Here is a 16894-nt window from a genome sequence, read left to right as displayed (position 1 = left end):
GCATGGCGGACGCGATCATGCGGCCCCAGGCGTCGCTTTCCCCCAAGCTTGCCGCGCGGCCCGAAAGGGCTGCGCGTCTCGACGGCAGCCCCTGGACCCCCTACTGGTTCGTCGCGCCGGTCGTTCTCTTCCTGCTGGCGCTGCAGGGATATCCCCTGCTGCGCGAGCTGATGCTCAGCTTCACGCAGACCTCGCTGCTCACCCCGCAGCAATCGACCTTCATCGGGATGCGCAACTATGAGGAGCTGATCGCCCGCCCCGATTTCTGGCATGTAATCGCCGTGACGGGCATCTACACGCTCGTCTGCGTGGTCATGGCGATCTCGCTCGGCCTCGGTGCGGCTTTGCTGCTCGACAGGCCGTTTCGCGGACGTGGGTTGGCGCGCGCGCTGGTGACGATACCCTGGGCGGCGCCCCCGATCGCGGTGGCGACCATCTTCGCCTGGATGCTGAACGCCCAGTACGGCATCTTCAACTATCCGCTGAAGCTCATGGATCTCGAGATCGGCTACGAAAGCTGGCTCGACAATCCGAGGCTCGCCCTGCCGGCCATCCTGTTCACGACGATCTGGCAGATCTTCCCCTTCTCCTCGGTCGTGCTGCTCGCCGCACTGCAGGGCGTCTCGGAAGAGGTGCGCGAGGCCGCCCAGATCGACGGCGCCGACCGGATCAACATCTTCAAGGTCGCGGTCTGGCCGACGATCCGACCGACGGTGACGCTGCTCTGCCTCTTCATCACGATCTGGTCGCTGCGCCGCTTCGATCTGATCTGGGTGATGACGCAGGGCGGACCGATCGGCGCGACCAAGACACTGGTCATCGAGCTCTATACCCGCGCCTTCGTCTCTCGCGAGCTCGGCGAGGCCGCGGCAATCGGCATGGTCGGTCTCTCGATCGCCCTCGTCGTCACGCTCGTCTACTTCTGGGCGACGCAGCGCGCCGAAAAAGCCGAGGGCCGCCGCTGATGAACCGCTCGACCTCCCATGCCGTGCGGATCGTCCTGATCCTCGGGCTCCTCGGCGCTTCGGTCTTTCCGATCTACTGGATGATCGTGACCTCGCTGACCTCCTCAGCGAACCTCTTCGCCGATACGCCGCAGATGCTCCCCGATCCGAGCCAGGCGTTCAACTACGCCGACACCTTCCGCAACACCGGCGTCCTCACCTGGCTGACGAACAGCGCCATCGTCGCGGTTGGCACGATGGTTCTCTCGATCCTGCTCGCCATCCTGCCGGCCTATGCGCTCTCGCGCTTCCGCTTCCGCGGCAAGGGCGGGGTCGGCTTCCTGCTCTTCGCCACGCAGATGCTGCCCGAAGCGATGCTGGTCGTACCGCTCTATGCGATCTTCGCCAATCTCTCGCTGCTCGACAGCCTCGGCGGGCTCATCCTCGCCAACACCGCCTTCACCGTCCCGGTCATCACCTGGATCCTGAAGGGGGCGATCGACGGCGTGCCACTGGAGGTGGAGGAAGCCGCTCGCGTCGACGGCTGCTCGCGGCTCGACATCGTCTTGTCGATCGTCGTGCCGGTCGTCGCCCCGACCCTCGCAGCGGCCTCCGTCATCGCCTTCTTCCACGGCTGGAACGAATACGTCTTCGCGCGCACCCTCGTCTCGAGCCAGGAACTGCGCACCGCCTCGGTCGGCCTCGCCAGCTTCATCGGCGAGCTCTCGACACCGATCCACACCGTCATGGCCATCGGCGTGATCTACACGCTCCCGGCCGTGCTCTTCTACCTCATGGTCCAGCGCTATGTCGTGGCCGGCATGACCGCCGGCAGCGTCAAGGGCTGAGAAAGCGGGACCGACATGGCCTCCATCACCCTCAACCACGTCGCCAAGCATTTCGGCAGCAAGGTCGCGATCGCCGATATCGACTTCGCGGTCGAGGACGGGGAATTCCTCGTCCTGCTCGGCCCCTCCGGCTGCGGAAAGTCGACCCTGCTCCGGATGCTCGCCGGGCTCGAAAGCGTGACCAGCGGCGAGATCCATCTCGCCGATCGCCGCGTCGACCAATTGCCGCCGAGCGCCCGCGACATGGCCTTCGTCTTCCAGTCCTATGCGCTCTATCCGCATATGACGGTGAGGCGGAACATCGCCTTCCCGCTGATCATGCGGCAGTTCAAATGGTGGTTCCATCTGCCGATCATCGGCGGGCTCGCCAAGCGCCGGATCGAGCGCTCGCCGGAGGTCAACGACCTCGTCGAGAAGACGGCCAAGGTGCTCTCGCTGACCGAGATGCTCGACCGCCATCCGCGCACGCTCTCGGGCGGCCAGCGGCAGCGCGTCGCGCTCGGGCGCGCCATGGTCCGCAAGCCCGAGGTCTTCCTGATGGACGAGCCCTTGTCCAATCTCGACGCCAAGCTACGCACCGCGATGCGCGCCGAGATCACGCGCCTGCATCAGCGCGTCGGCGGGACCTTCGTCTACGTCACGCACGACCAGGTCGAGGCGATGACGATGGGCACGCGCATCGCCCTGATGCGCGACGGCGTCATCCAGCAATTCGGCACGCCGCGCGAGATCTACACCTCGCCGGCCAACACCTATGTCGCCCGCTTCATCGGCACCCCGCCGATGAATCTGATCGAAGGCCAGATCGACAACGGAGCCATCCGCATCGGCGAGGCGAAGCTGCCGCTCCCGCACGCACTGGCGGGGGCAGGCCATCATGCGGGACGCGACGGCGTCCTCCTTGGCATCCGTCCGAATGCGCTGACCCTGGCCTTGCCGGCGAGTGGCACCGGTGGCCTCGCCGGAACTGTCAGCCTGGTCGAGCATGTCGGCGCCGAATCCGTCATCGCCGTCAAGCTGTCGCATGCCGGCACCGCGCATGAGGAGGAAGGCGCGGTGCCCGGCGAGATCATGGTCACGACGCAGGGCTACAGCGATCTCGAACCGGGAACCGCGGTGACCGTCGGGCTCGACCTGTCGGAGGCGGTACTGTTCTCGCGCAGCAGCGGCGAAAGGCTCGCCGCCGATCTGGCGCTCGCGGCCTGACGGGAGGGAGAACGCTATGAAGGGCGTCATCCTGCACGCGCCGCATGATCTGCGCATCGAGGACATCGCGACAATCCCGCCGGGGCACGGCGAAGTCCGCATTCGCATCGGCGCTGGCGGCATTTGCGGTTCCGACTTGCACTACTACCACCATGGCGGCTTCGGCACGGTCCGCATCCGCGAACCGATGGCGCTCGGCCATGAGATCTCCGGAACGATTGAGGAGATCGGCGCCGGCGTATCCCATCTCGCCATCGGCACGCGCGTCGCCGTGAATCCGAGCCAGCCCTGCGGCACATGCCGCTACTGCCGGGAAGGCCTGCGGCACCAATGCTTGAACATGCAGTTCATCGGCTCGGCGATGCGCTTTCCCCATGCGCAGGGCGGTTTCCGCCAGAGCCTGACGATCAGGGCAGAGCAAGCCGTTCCGGTCGGCGATAATGTCAGCCTCGCCGAAGCCGCCATGACCGAGCCGCTTGCCGTCTGCCTGCATGCGGCACGACAGGCCGGCCCGCTTCTGGGCAAGCGCGTGCTCGTGACCGGTTGCGGGCCGATCGGCGCCCTCTGCGTCGTCGTCGCGCGCCTCGGTGGCGCCAAGGAGATCGTGGTGACGGATGTGGCTGCCGGACCGCTCGCAACAGCCATGAAACTCGGCGCGGACACAGCCATCGATATTGCGGCGAATCCGGAAGGTCTCGCGCCCGATTGCAGCGACAAGGGCAGCTTCGACGTTCTGTTCGAGGCATCCGGCAACGAACGGGCTCTCGCAGGCGGCCTCGATGCCGTGCGTCCGGGCGGGAAGGTCGTACAGGTCGGCATCGGTTCGTCGATGACACTGCCGATGAGCGTGATCGTGACCAAGGAGCTCAAGCTCTACGGCACGTTCCGCTTCGATACCGAGTTCCAGCTCGCCGTGGAGCTGATGAATCGCGGCCAGGTCGATCTCAAGCCGCTGGTGAGCGCGACGCTTCCCTTCGAGAAGGCCGTGGAGGCCTTCGAACTCGCCGCCGACCGCAGCCGATCGATGAAGGTTCAGCTCGCCTTCTGAGCGCGCTATACGAGAAACTGCACGCTGGCGGGGCCGCAAAGACGCGCCTGCCCGTATTCTGAAAGGCTGACTCATGTCTCAGTGGAGCGACTTCAAGCGGGATGCGATCTTCGTCGGCGGGCGCTGGCTGGACCGAGCTTCCAGCGGGGCGATCGCCGTGACCGATCCGGCCACGGGCAAGTCGATCGGGACGGTGCCCTCGGCCGGCACGGAAGAGACGCGCGCCGCGATCGAGGCCGCGCACGCCGCCTTCCCAGCCTGGGCCGCCAAGACCGCGCAGGAGCGCGCAACGCTGCTGCGCCGGCTCGCCGACGAGATCCTCGCCAACCAGGACGCGCTCGCCGAGCTTCTGACGCGCGAGCAGGGCAAGCCGCTGGCCGAGGCCAGGGGCGAGGTCGGCATGAGCGCGGCCTATGTGCTGTGGTTCGCCGAGGAGGCGCGGCGCGTCTATGGCGACGTCATTCCCTCGCCCTGGGCCGACCGGCGCATCATCGTGACCAAGCAGCCGATCGGCGTGGTCGGCGCGATCACGCCCTGGAATTTCCCCTCCTCGATGCTGGCGCGGAAGATCGGCCCGGCGCTGGCCGCGGGTTGCACCGTCGTCGCCAAGCCGGCCTCGCAGACGCCCTATTCGGCCCTGGCCTGGGGCGTGCTGGCCGAGAAAGCCGGCATTCCCGCCGGTGTCGTCAATGTGGTGACCGGCGATGCCCGGACGGTCGGCGGCGAGCTGACCGGCAATCCGCTGGTGCGCAAGATCACCTTCACCGGCTCGACGCCGGTCGGCAAGGTGCTGCTGAAGCAGGCGGCCGATACGGTCAAGAAGGTCTCGATGGAGCTCGGCGGCAACGCGCCCTTCATCGTCTTCGACGATGCCGATCTCGACCGCGCGGTCGAAGGCGCGACCGCCGCCAAGTTCCGCAATTCCGGCCAGACCTGCGTCTGCACCAACCGCTTCTATGCGCAGGCCGGGATCTACGACGCCTTCGTCGAGAAGCTGACCGCGGCGGTGAGGAAGCTCAAGGTCGGCTCGGGGCTTGAGACCGGCGTGACGCAGGGCCCGCTGATCGACGACAAGGCGCTCGCCAAGGTCGAGGAGATGGTGGCGGACGCCAGGGCCAAGGGCGGCGTCGTCGCGACCGGCGGCAAGCGCTCGGAGCTGGGCCTCAGCTTCTACGAGCCAACCGTGATCGCGGGCGCGACCAGCACCATGCAGTTCGCGCGCGAGGAGATCTTCGGGCCGGTCGCGCCGGTCTTCCGCTTCGAGACGGAGGAAGAAGCGATCCGGCTGGCCAACGACACCGAATACGGCCTCGCCTGCTATTTCTACACGCGCGATCTCGGCCGCACCTTCCGGGTTTCGGAGGCACTGCAATACGGCATCGTTGGCGTCAACGAGGGGCTGGTCACCACCGAGGTCGCTCCCTTCGGCGGCCTCAAGGAATCCGGGCTCGGCTCCGAGGGCTCCAAATACGGCCTGCAGGACTACCTCGACGTCAAATATACCTGCATCGGCGGGATCGGCGCCGCAGCCCCGGCGTAGTTCGGCACCGCCCGGCGCTCGCCTCGGTGCAGAAGCGCGACGGTCATGGCTCTATCGGCGAGGTTCTCAATCCCGGAATATCCGGACCGCTGAGAAAGCCAAGGATCAGGCGAACGAGGGCGTCCTCGAACGCCGCGGCTACACCGAACTCAACAGCAAGCTCGTCTCGCTGTTGAGAATGCCGTCGATGTTGCGGACCTCACGCAGCACGCGGTCGAAATCGCTAAGGCTCTCCGCCCTGAGCTCGGCGATGAGATCCCAGGCGCCATTGGTCGTGTGCAGGGCGAATAATTCGGGCAAGCCGCGCAGCTGCCTGATCACGGCGGTTGTCGACCGGCCGGCAACCTCGATCATCATGATCGCGCGAATGGCCCGGTCGTCATAGCCCTGACGGGCGCGGATCGTGAAGCCGAGGACGGCGCCGGTCTCCAGCAGCCGATCGAGCCGTGTCTGAACGGTCGCGCGCGACACGCCCAGGATCGTTGCGAGCTTGGAGACCGGAGCCCGCCCGTCCTCGCGGAGCACGGCGATCAGCCTGTGATCGAGATCGTCGAAGAGATGCATGGCAAAATGCTCAGATTATCTATTCAATATGCTCAATCTGGGCGAAGAAAGCAAAATCCTTCGCCATCTCCAATGCAAATCGAGGCGATCTAACGTTCTGCTCTGACTTGAGCGGGAGGGTCGCGTGGTTCGCTATGCCGGTGTCGGGAGCACGGTAACCGCTTCCGCCGAGGAAGACAGCTTCTCCAACGAGACCGACCTCCTCACGGCCCCGCCGGATCTCCGCGACCTGTTCGGGCTGCTGAAGGCGCCCTCCCCCGAAACCCAGCTGTGCGAGGTCTGCTGACCATGCCCCTATCTCCCATCAAGAAGCTCTCGGTTCAGGCACCGCGCGCCGTGGTGATTTGATCCGCCCGCACCACTTCCACCCCAACGGGGCGACCGCGGTCGACAACGCCTTCCAGGCGCTCGACGCCAGTCGCAGCGCCGCCGGGATCGCCGCCGCTGCCCGCGACGAGGTCACCCGCGCCGTCGAGGCGCTGGAGAAGGCGGGTGTCGCCGTCCATCTCTTCGAGGACGCCGGGCGCGAGACGCCGGATTCGGTCTTTCCGAACAACTGGTTCTCGACACATGCCGGCGGTCATGTCGCGCTCTATCCGATGTTTTCGCCGAGCCGACGCAAGGAGCGCAGGCCCGACGTGATCGAGATGCTCAAGCAACGCTACCGCGTCCAGGACGTGATCGATTATTCCGGGCTGGAGCCGGACGGGGTCTTCCTCGAAGGCACAGGTGCGATGGTGCTCGACCACATCGAGCGTGTCGCCTACGCCGCCCGCTCCAACCGCACCAACGAGGTGGCGCTCGAACGCTTCTGCACGCATTTCAACTTCGAGCCGGTGGTCTTCGACGCTGCCGACGCGCAGGGGCGGCCGATCTACCACACCAATGTGTTGATGTGCATCGGCACGGACATCGCGCTGATCGGCCTCGCCACGGTGAGCGAGCCGCCGCGCCGCGCCGAAATCGCCCAGCGCCTCGCGCAGACGGGCCGCACCGTGATCGACCTCACGCACGAACAGATCGCAGACTTCGCCGGCAACGCCATCGAACTCGACGGCAAGGAAGGGCGCGTGCTGGCTCTGTCGTCGCGGGCATTGCGCTCCCTGACAGCCGGGCAGCGCGAAGCGATCGAGAGCTATCTGCGCCTGCTGCCGCTCGACGTCCCGATGATCGAACTCGCCGGAGGCTCCGTCCGCTGCATGCTGGCGGGCATTCATCTCGCCCCGAGGCCGTGCATCGCGGCGGCGGGCTAGGCGGTGTGGACACTTGCCGTGCCGGCCTCGCCCTCCACCGCCGTCATTCCGGGGCAGGCCGAAGGCCTGAGCCCGGAACCCATGAACACTGTCTCAGCAGGAAGAGCAGTGCTGCGAGCCGGCCCGGCTCTATCCGGAGCGTCGTGTTCATGGGTTCCGGGCTCGGCCCGGGGGGGCCGCCCCGGAATGACGGCGGCGGTGCCGGTGGATCCATCCCGACAACTGTCCACGCCGCCCAACCCGCAGGCGCGGCACCGCGGCTCAGTTCGCCCGTTTCCGCCGGCGTCCCACGGCCTCCCCGACCGAGACGACGAGCGCGCAGATGGCGACCAGGACGAGCGAGGCGGCCGAGGCGGCCGGCAGATCCGTGCCGGTTTCGGAGACCTTGCTGTAGAGGACGAGCGGCAGAATGTTCACCTGCGTGCCGACCAGCGCCAGCGCAGTGCCATAGGCGCCGACGGCGACGGCCGAGGTGAGGCAGAAGGCGGCGACGAGGCTCGGCATGATCTGTGGCAGCATCACGTCGACGAGGGCGCGCGTCCCTCCCGCGCCGAGCGAGCGCGCCGCGCTGAGCTGAGCCCGGTCGAAATTGCTGATCGCCGGCAGCACGATCAGCACCACGCGGGGCACGAGATAGTAGGAATAGGCGAGCCCGAGCCCAAAGGGCGAGAAGATGAAGGCGCCCGTGACGGCCGGGTCGAGCCCCAGCTCGGCGAGGAGCAGCGTGACGAAGCCCGATCGCCCCAGAAGCAGGATGAAACCATAGGCGACGATCAGGCCGGAAAAGGTCAGCGGCAGCGAGATCGCGATCAGCGCCGTCGCCCGGGCCCTGGGTGCCAGCCGCGAGAGCGTCAGCGCCACGCAGAACCCGACGGCGAGGGAGAACAGCGGCGCGGCCGTGCCGAGGATCAGCGTGCCGCGCAGCCCGTTCCAGAAGACGGGATCGGCGAGCAGCCGGCCGAAGGCGCTGCCGCCATCGGAGAAGGCGCCGATCAGCACGGCGCAGACCGGCACCAGGAAGAACAGCCCGAGCACGGCAACGCCCGGCGTCGCGAAGGCGACGAGTGTGGGAGTGGATGCGCGCACGCTCATGGCAGTCTCCGGTTGGGTCGGTTCGGGAAGCGGGCCGCCCGCCTGCGCGAACGGCCCGGCCTGGCGATTACTGGCCGAGGACGGCCTTGGCCCAGCCAGCGTCGATCTCGGGCTTCTTGACGGTCGCCTTGGCGATGTCGATCGGACGGACCTGGGGCGCCGCCGGCATCTTGTCGGCGACGCTGGCCGGCAGCGCCACGCCCGGCACGGCGGGGCGGACATAGCCCTCGGCGAAGATCTTCTGGCCTTCGTCGCTCATGACGAAATTCAGCCAGAGCTTGCCGGCGTTCGGGTTCGGGCCGTTCTTCACCAGCGAGATGGCATAGGGCGCGGCCGCCGAAGCCTCCTGCGGGATGACCACCGCGATGCCCTCGCCCATGCCGTCGAGATGCTTCGCCTTCAGGCCGTCATTCTCATAGCCGATCCAGATCGGGATCTCGCCCTTGAGGAACTGGGCATAGGGCGTGGTGCCGACGGTGCGCAGCACATTGCCGGCCTTGCTCAGCTTGCCTAGATAGTCGATGCCCGGCTTGATGTCGTCCATGCTGCCGCCATTGCCGAAGGCGGCCGCGAAGGTCACGACCTGACCCTGGCCGGTCGAGCGCGGATCCTGATAGACGATAGCGTTCTTGTATTCGGGCTTGAGAAGATCCGCCCAGCTCTGCGGAACGGTCTTGACCAGCTTCGTGTTCACGAGGAAGGCGACGCTCAGCGTGTGGACGGTGAACCACTGGCCGTCCTTCTCGCGCAGCGCTTCGGGCAGGCGCTCGAAATTGCCCGGCTTGAAGCCTTCGACCACACCCGCCTTGGCGGCATCGAGAGCGGAGCCGGCGAAATAATAGGCGGTGTCGGCCTGCGGCCGGTTGCGCGCCTTGTCGAGCGCGACGACGGTCGCGGCGGAGCCGAGGTCGTTATAGACCATCTCGACGCCGGGATAGCGCTTCTGGAAGGCCTTGAACTGGCCGGCCCAGTTCGCCCAGGTTGGGCCGGTGTCGAAGGAGACGATGAGCCCTTCCTTGCGGGCGGCCTCATAGAGCGCCTTCTCGCCGGCATAGAGCTCCGGCCCCTCGAAGGCGAAGGCCGGCTGGCCGAGCCCGAGCATCAGCGCCGCCCCGGCGGCGGCGTGCAGGAACTGACGTTTGTTCATCAGGTGATTCTCCAGGGTTGCAGCGTGTCAGGTCACAGGGAGAAGGCGCACCGCCTCGGGCGGGATCGACACGGCCGAGACCGGCTCGCGCAGATGGGTTTCGATCCGGATGAGCCCGCCCTCCACCGCGAGGTCGATGCGCCGGACCGGGCCGAGATAGCGGTCGACGGCAACGCTCCCGGCAAAATGGCCGGGCCGACCTGCGGGGGTGGGTTGTTCCGTGGGCTCGACGCGCTCGGGACGGACGAAAACCGTCACCGGCTCGCCTGAAGCGCGGCCGGCGGTGTCGCAAGCGAGCGGGCCGATGCTCGTCTCGACGATCCCGTCCGCAGCGACCTTTCCAGGCCAGAGATTGGACTGGCCGACGAAGGCCGCGACATTGGCATTGACCGGCGTCTCGTAGAGCTCGCGCGGGGTCCCGAGCTGGATCAGGCGCCCCTCGCGCATCACCGCGACCTTATCCGCGATCGACAGGGCCTCCTCCTGATCATGCGTGACGAGCAGGGTCGCGATGCCGGAGGCACGCTGCACGCGCAGGATCTCGTCGCGCATCTCCATCCTCAGCCCGGCGTCGAGCGCGGAAAGCGGCTCGTCGAGCAGGAGGCCACGGGGCTCGAAGACGAGCGCGCGCGCCAGCGCCACGCGCTGCTGCTGGCCGCCGGAGAGCGCCGCCGGAAAATCATCGGCGCGCAGGCGCATCCCGACCCGATCGAGCATCTCGACGGCACGCGCATGCCGGGCCGGCTGCGCAATGCCCCGCACCTTCAGCGGATAGGCGACGTTCTCCCACAGGCGCATATGCGGGAAGAGCGCGTAGTTCTGGAACACGACGCCGAGCTGCCGCGCCTCGGGCGCCAGGGCGCCGACATCCTGCCCGTCGATCAGGATGCGTCCGCTCGCCGGCTTCACGAACCCCGCGAGCAGCTTGAGGATGGTCGACTTGCCCGAACCGGAGGCGCCGATGATCGCAAGCAGCTCGCCACGGCCGATCTCGAGCGAGATGTCGAAGACGCCGGTGGCGGCCCCGGGGTAGGTGTAGTTCACATTCTCGTATCTAAGCGTCATGGGGTGGATCCCGCTTTGCTGGAGCCCGCGAACTGGGCCGTCAGGCTGCTGGTCAACGAAGCCAGTGCTGCGAGGATCAGGAGGACGACGGTCGCCGCGCAGGCGAACCCGGTCGCGCCGTAGAAGGCCTGGAGCAGCACCACCGGATAGGTCCGCGAGAGGAAGCCGGACACCAGGTTCGAGAGCTGGAACTCGCCGATCGACAGGGCAGCCACCGTCAAGGTCGAAGAGAGCAGGCTGGTGCGCAGCAAGGGCAAGGTGACGTCTCGCAGCCGCGCGGCGAAAGAGGCGCCGAGCGTCGCCGCAGCGTGCTCGTATTCGTCCAGCCGCAGCTGCTCCATATCCGCCACGAGCGCAGTGACAGTGTAGGGGAGCGTGAGGACCAGATGGCCGGCGGCGAGCAGCCAGAAGCTCCCCAGCCAGGGCAAGGCGTCGGACGAAAACACCAGGATGAAGCCGAAGGCGAGGACCAGCTCCGGCACCGCGACGGGCATCAGCGTGACCAGGCGCGCCGCAAGCCGGACGCCGCCGCGGGCGCCGGCCTGGATGGCATAAGCGAGGGGCAGGCCGATCAGCGCGTTCAGCGCGCAGGTCACGCCGACGACCTGCAGGCTGGTGACGAAAGCCCGGCGGAAGCTGGGATCGCCCGCGACCTCGGCATACCAGCGTCCCGTGAAGCCGGTGGGCAGGAGCGTATTGCTCCAGCTCTCCCCGAAGGAGCCGAGCGCGAGCAGAAGCACGGGCGCGGCCAGGAAGACCAGATAGGCGATCGCGACGGCTCGCACGGCGGCATCCCCTCTTGCGGTCAGATCAGGTGCCGTCGCTCGCTAAAGGGGTTGCGTGATATTATGATGACAAATGGAAGAAATATTACAACTGACCGAAGAGCCGCATGGCGATCCGCTCCAGCACCGCCTCGACGCCAGCGAGGCGGGGAACGCCGTCGACCTGGGGCGCATCGGCCATGGCGAGGACGAGCCGCCCGAATTGCAGCCCGAACGCCATCTCCGAGAGAGTGCCGACACCACCGCCGATCGCAACCAGCGCGACACAGGCACGCGCGATGATGGCGTTGCGGGCGGGGCCGATCCCGGTGGCGATGGGAATGGCGACATAGGGGTTCGCCGCCTGCCACTCCTCGTCCGGCAGCAGGCCGATTGGCAACCCGCCTTCGGAGGCATGGCCCCGGCAAGCGGCTTCCATCACGCCGGATTTGCCGCCGCAGAGCAGCTGCAGGCCATGGCGGGCGAGCGCGCCCCCCAGATCCGCGGCGAGCTCGCATTGCGCCGGCGTCGCCTCCCGCGGCCCGATGATCCCGATCGGAACGCGCCTCAGCGACTGCTGCTCGGCGAGCTGCGCGAGAGCCTGCAGCGGCGTCACCTCCCGGCCCGCGGGAGGGCAGCCTTCGTCCGTTGTCCAGGCGAGGCGCGAGGGCACGAAACGCCGGCCTTCATTGACCAGGCATCGCTCCTCATCCGACCAGTAGAGTTTCGACATGCTCCGCCTCCTGCCTTTCAGCTTCTGTCGCGTCTCTGTAAACTATATGACATATGAGAGATTCTATGATGGACGATGAAGCGTTTGGTGAACTGACGGCTCGGCAGGCCGACATCGTCAGGATGGTCGATGAGAAGGGCTACGCGACGCTCGAGGCCCTTGCGCAACATTTCGAGGTTTCGACCCAGTCGATCCGGCGTGACATCATTCAGCTCGACCGGCTGAACCTGCTCCAGCGCTTTCATGGCGGTGCCGGTCCTTCCGATACGACGGTCCGGCTCGGCTATGTCGAAAAGCGCATGCGCGCGATGGACGCCAAGGCCAGGATCGGGAGGGCGGCCGCTGCCCTCGTGCCGGAGGGCGCGGCGGTCTTTCTCGATGTCGGCACGACGGTGGAGGCGGTCGCTCTGCAACTGCGCACCCAGCACGCCAAGGCTCGCGTCTTCACGTCCAGCCTGGCGAGTGGGATGATCCTTGCGGGCGCGCCGGACATCGAGCTGCATGTCTTTGCCGGCGCGGTGCGCGGCGCCGACGGCTCGCTTGCCGGGGCGGCCACGGTGGCGGGGGTTTCAGCCATCCGTTTCGACATCGCCTTCATCGGCTATTCGGGTTTCGAAAAGGACGGGACCGTGATGGACTACGACCTCGAGAAGATCGCCGTGAAGCAGGCCGCGATGCGCCGCGCCGAAACATCCGTCATCGTCGGGGACTGCTCGAAGTTCGAAAGACATGGCGTAGCCCAAGTCGCGGCTCCGCATCTCATCTCCAAACTCGTGACCGACGCGGCTCCGCCGAGCCATCTGGCCGAAGCATTTTCTGCGGCACGGCTCGAAATCGTCATCGCCGGGCCTTGAACGGCTTTGATCCAAGCGAGGTCCATGCCGCCCCGTATCGCGCCAAGGCGGCGGGCGCAATTGCGTGCACACCGCGACGGCGGAAACACGCCGTCATCCCGGGCTTGACCCGGGATCCATGCCAGAGGCGCTTCCGACAAAGGTTCAGGCATGGATCCCGGCTCTCCGCTTCGCTCTGGCCGGGATGACTCGCGCTTCCATGAAAGCGCAGCGGGCTCTTGAGGCTGATATGAAGCCGGGGAGAAACGCTTGCCGGTGGGCCGTGTCACATGGCTGCGGCAGGCTTGCGGCCGGGATAGTCGTCCGGAAGGACGAAGGGGAACGGGCCCGGCGCCCGGTCGATCTTCGCCGTATGGGTGACCACGCCATCCCCAGTGAAACGGTGCAGCAGGAATTCAGGCGGTTCCAGCATGAAGCAGGACGGCGCCTGGGAGCGCAGGTCGAGCGTGACCTGATGGCCGACCGAGGGAGCGATCTGGCACAACGTGCCGCCGAAGACGGTCTGGATCGAACGATGCACATGGCCGCAGAGCAGCCGCTTCACCTGCGGGTTGGCGGCGACGAGGCGTTCGAGCTCGGTCACGCCCGTGCGCAAGCGCGTCCGGTCCATATGCCCGATACCGGTGTCGAAGGGCGGATGGTGCAGCATCACCAGCGTCGGCGTTTCCGGTGCGGCGGCAAGCGTCTGCTCCAGGAAAGCAATGGTTTCGGACGCAAGCTCGCCATGGCTCTCGCCGACGACCAGGCTGTCGAGGCCGACGATGCGGACGGAGCCACAGGTCACGGCGAAGTTGAGGAAGCCCGTCTCGGACAGGAAGTCCCGGTCGCGGAAAGCGAGGCGGAAAGGCTCGCGCCGGTCGTGGTTCCCGGGCACCGCATAGACCGGCATGGGCAGGCGGGCGAACAGCTCCCGGACCAGCGCGTATTCCTCGTCGAGGCCGCAATCGGCTAGATCCCCGGTGACGAGCACGCAATCGGGGCGCGGCTCGAGCCGCAGCAGCGCCTGAATCGCATGCTCGGCATAGAGATTGGTTTCCGAAATGCCGTAGGCGGGGACGCCGCGGGGCCGGGCGTGCAGATCCGAGATCTGGGCGATGAGCATGGAATCAGGCCTGTTGTGCAAATTCGATGAAGGACCGGGGATCGACGTCGAAAGCGACGGTCTGGCCCGGGTTGAAGGACAGGTTCGACGACAGGTCGATCTGCAGCGTCTGGCCGGCTGCGACCTCGACGACGAGGCGCTGCGTCGCGCCGAAGAAGGTCGAGGCCGTGACGCGGGACAGGATCGCGCCGGCACCATCGCTCAGCCGTGCAGCCTCCGGCCGGAAGCAGAGCGTCGTCTCGCGATCCACCCCGCCGATGGGGAGTTGCGCGCGCGTCGGGCCGCCTGCGATGGAGAGCACGCCGTTGCGGACCGGCCCGGTCAGGCGGTTCATGGTGCCGACGAAATCGGCGACGAAGGCGTCGGCCGGCCGATGATAGATGACTTGCGGCTTGTCGATCTGGGCAATCCGGCCACGCTGCATCACCGCGATGCGGTCGCCGATCGCCATGGCTTCTGCCTGGTCATGCGTCACATAGATGGCAGTGATGCCGAACTCCCGCAGCAACGCGCCGATCTCGATGCGCAGCCGTTCGCGCAACACCGCGTCGAGCGCCGCCAGCGGCTCGTCGAGGAGCAGCACGCGCGGCTTGATGGCCAGTGCGCGGGCCAGCGCCGTGCGCTGGCGCTGGCCGCCGGAGATGGCGGCGATGCGGCGCTCGGCATAATCCCCGAGCCCGACCAGCGTCAGCAGCCGCCGGGTCTCGGCCTCGCGCTTGGCCCGCGGCACCTTCCGGACCTTCAGCCCATAGGCGACGTTCTCGGCCACCGTCATGTTCGGAAACAGCGCATAGGACTGGAAGACCATGCCGACATTGCGCTTCTCGATCGGCACTCCCGAGACATCCTCGCCGTCGAAGCGGATCATGTCCGGCCCATCCGGCCGCTCCAGCCCGGCGATGAGCCGCAGGAGGGTGGTCTTGCCGCAGCCGGAAGGCCCGAGCAGCACCAGGATCTCTCCGGCCTGCACCGTGAGGTCCGTCGGTTGCAGCACCGTCACGCCATGGAAGGTCTTGCTGAGCTGCCGCGTCGTGATGGCGGCACCGCGGCGCGGCGCGCCGGGTTTGGTCGAGGTCATGGCCGGGATCGCTTTTCGGTAAGGCCGGCCACGAGCTGAAGGCCGACGAGCAGGGGAATGATCATGACGAGAAAGACAAGGGTGTAGGCCGAGGCGATCTCGAGGCGCATCGAGGCATAGGCGTCGGCCAGCCCGACCGGCAGCGTCTTGGTCATCGGCGTATGCGTCATCCAGGTCAGGTTGAACTCGCCGATCGAGAGCGTGACGACGGTCAGCGCGCCGGCCAAGACACCTTGCCGGACATTCGGCAGGATCACGTCGAAGAAGCGCCGCCAGGCCGGGGCGCCGAGGCTGGCGGCGCCCTCGTCCAGCACCTTCCAGTCGATGGTTTCGAGGACGGCGATGACCGCCCGCATCATGAAAGGCAGCGTGAACAGGACATGCCCGACGATGATGAACAGCGTCGATTGGCGAAACGCGCCGAAGCCGCCATAGGCCAGGATCAGCGCCAGCGCGAGGGCAAGTCCCGGGATCGCGACCGGCAGCGTCACCACCTCCTCCACCACGCGGGCGAGGCGGCCGCCGCGCCGCACCAGCGCATAGGCCCCGGGCACGCCGATGATCAGCGTCAGAGCCAGCGTCGCCAGCGCCACGACGAGGCTACGCGCGATGGTGTCGGCGTAGAGCCCCCAGACCTGGATGACCCAGTCCAGGGTCAGGCCGGCGGACAGGCCGCGCGCATAGCTCCGGCTCAGGCCGGCGAAGACCGACAGGAGCACCGGCAGGATCAGGAACAGGGTCAGCAGCGCCGTGATCGCGATGCCGGCCGCAGAGGTCCAACGTAGCCGCATCTCAGTTGGCCCCGACATCGCGCATGGCGCGGTTGCGGGCGATGGCGAGCACGGCCCAGGTCATCAGGCCGAGCCCGATCGAGATCGCCGCCGCCATGGCGGCGTTGGTCGCCAAAGTGAACTCGGTATAGATCAGCATCGGCACGACATCGATGTTCGTGGCGAGCGTGAAGGCCGTGCCGAAGGCGCCCATGGCGGTCGCGAAGCAGAGCGCGCCGCCGGTATACATGGCCGGAAACAGCGCGGGCAGCACCACATCGCGCTGGATCGCGACCGGTCCGGCGCCAAGCGAGCGCGCGGCCTCCACCAGCGAGGGATCGAGCTTTTCTGCCGCCGCCAGGATGGTCAGCAGCACGCGGGGCATGGAGAAATAGATGTATCCGAGGAAGAGTCCGACCAGCGAATAGGCGAAGACGAGGTTGGTTCCCACCACCGCCTTGGTGGCGCTGCCGACGAGGCCGAGGCGCCCGCCGAGCAGGATCACCATGAAGCCGACGACGACGCCGGGAAAGGCGAGCGGAAAGGTGAGCAGCGACAGGAGCAGTCCGCGGCCGGCAAAGCGCCGGTTGGCCAGCGTTTGCGCGGCGACCGTCGCCAGCGCCAGTGTCGCGACCGTGGTCAGGATCGCAAGCAGCAGCGTCGCGATCAGGCTCGTCCGGTAGCGGGCCTCCGTGACGATGGCGAGGAAGGCCATGAGCCCCTGTTCGCCCTCGCCGGCCGCTACAGTCAGGCGGGCGAGCGGCAGGATCAGGAAGGCCGATGTGAAGATCGCCAACGGCAAGAGCAGCAGGATATCGAAGCGCCGGTTTTGCACGGCAGCCTCCTTTAAAAGCGAAATATCGACGAAAGGGTCGGCGCTGGGCCG

17 protein-coding genes and 1 pseudogene are annotated in these 16894 nt (G+C 67.2%); 8 read left to right on the top strand and 10 right to left on the bottom strand.

Annotated elements, in window-relative coordinates; all coding sequences use genetic code 11:
• The first annotated feature begins 17 nt into the window (after positions 1-17).
• From FQV39_RS22020 to FQV39_RS22000, 5 genes are all read left to right on the top strand, one after another.
• On the top strand, positions 18-965 hold the full coding sequence (locus FQV39_RS22020) for a carbohydrate ABC transporter permease (RefSeq protein WP_149132241.1): 948 nt from the start codon (positions 18-20) through the stop codon (positions 963-965).
• Entirely contained in the window at positions 965-1792 is an 828-nt protein-coding gene (locus FQV39_RS22015; protein WP_149132240.1) for a carbohydrate ABC transporter permease, read from the top strand. Before FQV39_RS22020 ends, FQV39_RS22015 begins: the two co-directional genes overlap by 1 nt.
• Before the next feature lie 15 nt (positions 1793-1807).
• Positions 1808-2998 (top strand): ABC transporter ATP-binding protein, encoded by a 1191-nt coding sequence (locus FQV39_RS22010; protein ID WP_149132239.1) that lies wholly within the window; start codon positions 1808-1810, stop codon positions 2996-2998.
• Between the two features lie 16 nt (positions 2999-3014).
• Positions 3015-4046 (top strand): L-idonate 5-dehydrogenase, encoded by a 1032-nt coding sequence (locus FQV39_RS22005; protein ID WP_149132238.1) that lies wholly within the window; start codon positions 3015-3017, stop codon positions 4044-4046.
• Positions 4047-4119: 73 nt separating this feature from the next.
• Positions 4120-5586 (top strand): NAD-dependent succinate-semialdehyde dehydrogenase, encoded by a 1467-nt coding sequence (locus FQV39_RS22000; protein ID WP_149132237.1) that lies wholly within the window; start codon positions 4120-4122, stop codon positions 5584-5586.
• A gap of 138 nt (positions 5587-5724) precedes the next feature.
• On the opposite strand, the gene FQV39_RS21995 is transcribed toward FQV39_RS22000, so the two are convergent.
• Positions 5725-6150, bottom strand: coding sequence for an Lrp/AsnC family transcriptional regulator (locus FQV39_RS21995; protein WP_149132236.1), 426 nt, complete (start codon positions 6148-6150; stop codon positions 5725-5727).
• Positions 6151-6274: 124 nt separating this feature from the next.
• Between FQV39_RS21995 and FQV39_RS33270 the strand changes: the two genes are divergently transcribed.
• Both FQV39_RS33270 and ctlX read left to right on the top strand, forming a co-directional pair.
• Positions 6275-6436: a hypothetical protein gene (locus FQV39_RS33270; RefSeq protein WP_187640015.1), complete on the top strand. Its 162-nt coding sequence runs from the start codon at positions 6275-6277 to the stop codon at positions 6434-6436.
• 2 nt (positions 6437-6438) lie between these two features.
• Positions 6439-7403: pseudogene (ctlX, locus tag FQV39_RS21990) on the top strand (citrulline utilization hydrolase CtlX).
• 261 nt (positions 7404-7664) lie between these two features.
• Here the strand turns inward: ctlX and FQV39_RS21985 are convergent.
• The 5 genes from FQV39_RS21985 to FQV39_RS21965 all read right to left on the bottom strand — a co-directional run bounded on the left by FQV39_RS21985 (position 7665) and on the right by FQV39_RS21965 (position 12204).
• Positions 7665-8495 carry an ABC transporter permease gene (locus FQV39_RS21985; RefSeq protein ID WP_149132235.1) on the bottom strand — a complete coding sequence of 277 codons (831 nt, stop codon included), beginning with the start codon at positions 8493-8495 and terminating at the stop codon, positions 7665-7667.
• Between the two features lie 67 nt (positions 8496-8562).
• Entirely contained in the window at positions 8563-9642 is a 1080-nt protein-coding gene (locus FQV39_RS21980) for an extracellular solute-binding protein (RefSeq protein ID WP_149132234.1), read from the bottom strand.
• Positions 9643-9669: 27 nt separating this feature from the next.
• Entirely contained in the window at positions 9670-10707 is a 1038-nt protein-coding gene (locus FQV39_RS21975) for an ABC transporter ATP-binding protein (protein ID WP_149132233.1), read from the bottom strand.
• Positions 10704-11492 carry an ABC transporter permease gene (locus FQV39_RS21970; protein ID WP_149132232.1) on the bottom strand — a complete coding sequence of 263 codons (789 nt, stop codon included), beginning with the start codon at positions 11490-11492 and terminating at the stop codon, positions 10704-10706. The genes FQV39_RS21975 and FQV39_RS21970 overlap by 4 nt, the downstream gene beginning before the upstream one ends.
• 85 nt (positions 11493-11577) lie before the next feature.
• Complete coding sequence (locus tag FQV39_RS21965) at positions 11578-12204, bottom strand: TIGR00725 family protein (RefSeq protein ID WP_149132231.1); 627 nt, start codon at positions 12202-12204, stop codon at positions 11578-11580.
• A gap of 65 nt (positions 12205-12269) precedes the next feature.
• Here FQV39_RS21965 and FQV39_RS21960 point away from each other — a divergent pair, with 65 nt between their 5' ends.
• The gene (locus FQV39_RS21960; RefSeq protein WP_210251126.1) at positions 12270-13058 is read left to right on the top strand and encodes a DeoR/GlpR family DNA-binding transcription regulator; all 789 of its coding nucleotides are present in this window, start codon (positions 12270-12272) and stop codon (positions 13056-13058) included.
• Positions 13059-13323: 265 nt separating this feature from the next.
• On the opposite strand, the gene FQV39_RS21955 is transcribed toward FQV39_RS21960, so the two are convergent.
• From FQV39_RS21955 to FQV39_RS21940, 4 genes are read right to left on the bottom strand one after another with little or no spacing between them, the layout of a single operon-like run.
• Positions 13324-14160: a phosphodiesterase gene (locus FQV39_RS21955; protein ID WP_149132229.1), complete on the bottom strand. Its 837-nt coding sequence runs from the start codon at positions 14158-14160 to the stop codon at positions 13324-13326.
• Between the two features lie 4 nt (positions 14161-14164).
• On the bottom strand, positions 14165-15238 hold the full coding sequence (locus tag FQV39_RS21950) for an ABC transporter ATP-binding protein (protein ID WP_149132228.1): 1074 nt from the start codon (positions 15236-15238) through the stop codon (positions 14165-14167).
• Entirely contained in the window at positions 15235-16029 is a 795-nt protein-coding gene (locus tag FQV39_RS21945; protein ID WP_149132227.1) for an ABC transporter permease, read from the bottom strand. Before FQV39_RS21945 ends, FQV39_RS21950 begins: the two co-directional genes overlap by 4 nt.
• 1 nt (position 16030) lies before the next feature.
• Entirely contained in the window at positions 16031-16843 is an 813-nt protein-coding gene (locus FQV39_RS21940; protein WP_149132226.1) for an ABC transporter permease subunit, read from the bottom strand.
• Between the last annotated feature and the right edge of the window lie 51 nt (positions 16844-16894).

This window comes from Bosea sp. F3-2 (assembly GCF_008253865.1).
In the GTDB taxonomy this organism is placed as follows: Bacteria; Pseudomonadota; Alphaproteobacteria; order Rhizobiales; family Beijerinckiaceae; genus Allobosea.
This window is presented reverse-complemented; position numbering and strand designations above follow the sequence as displayed.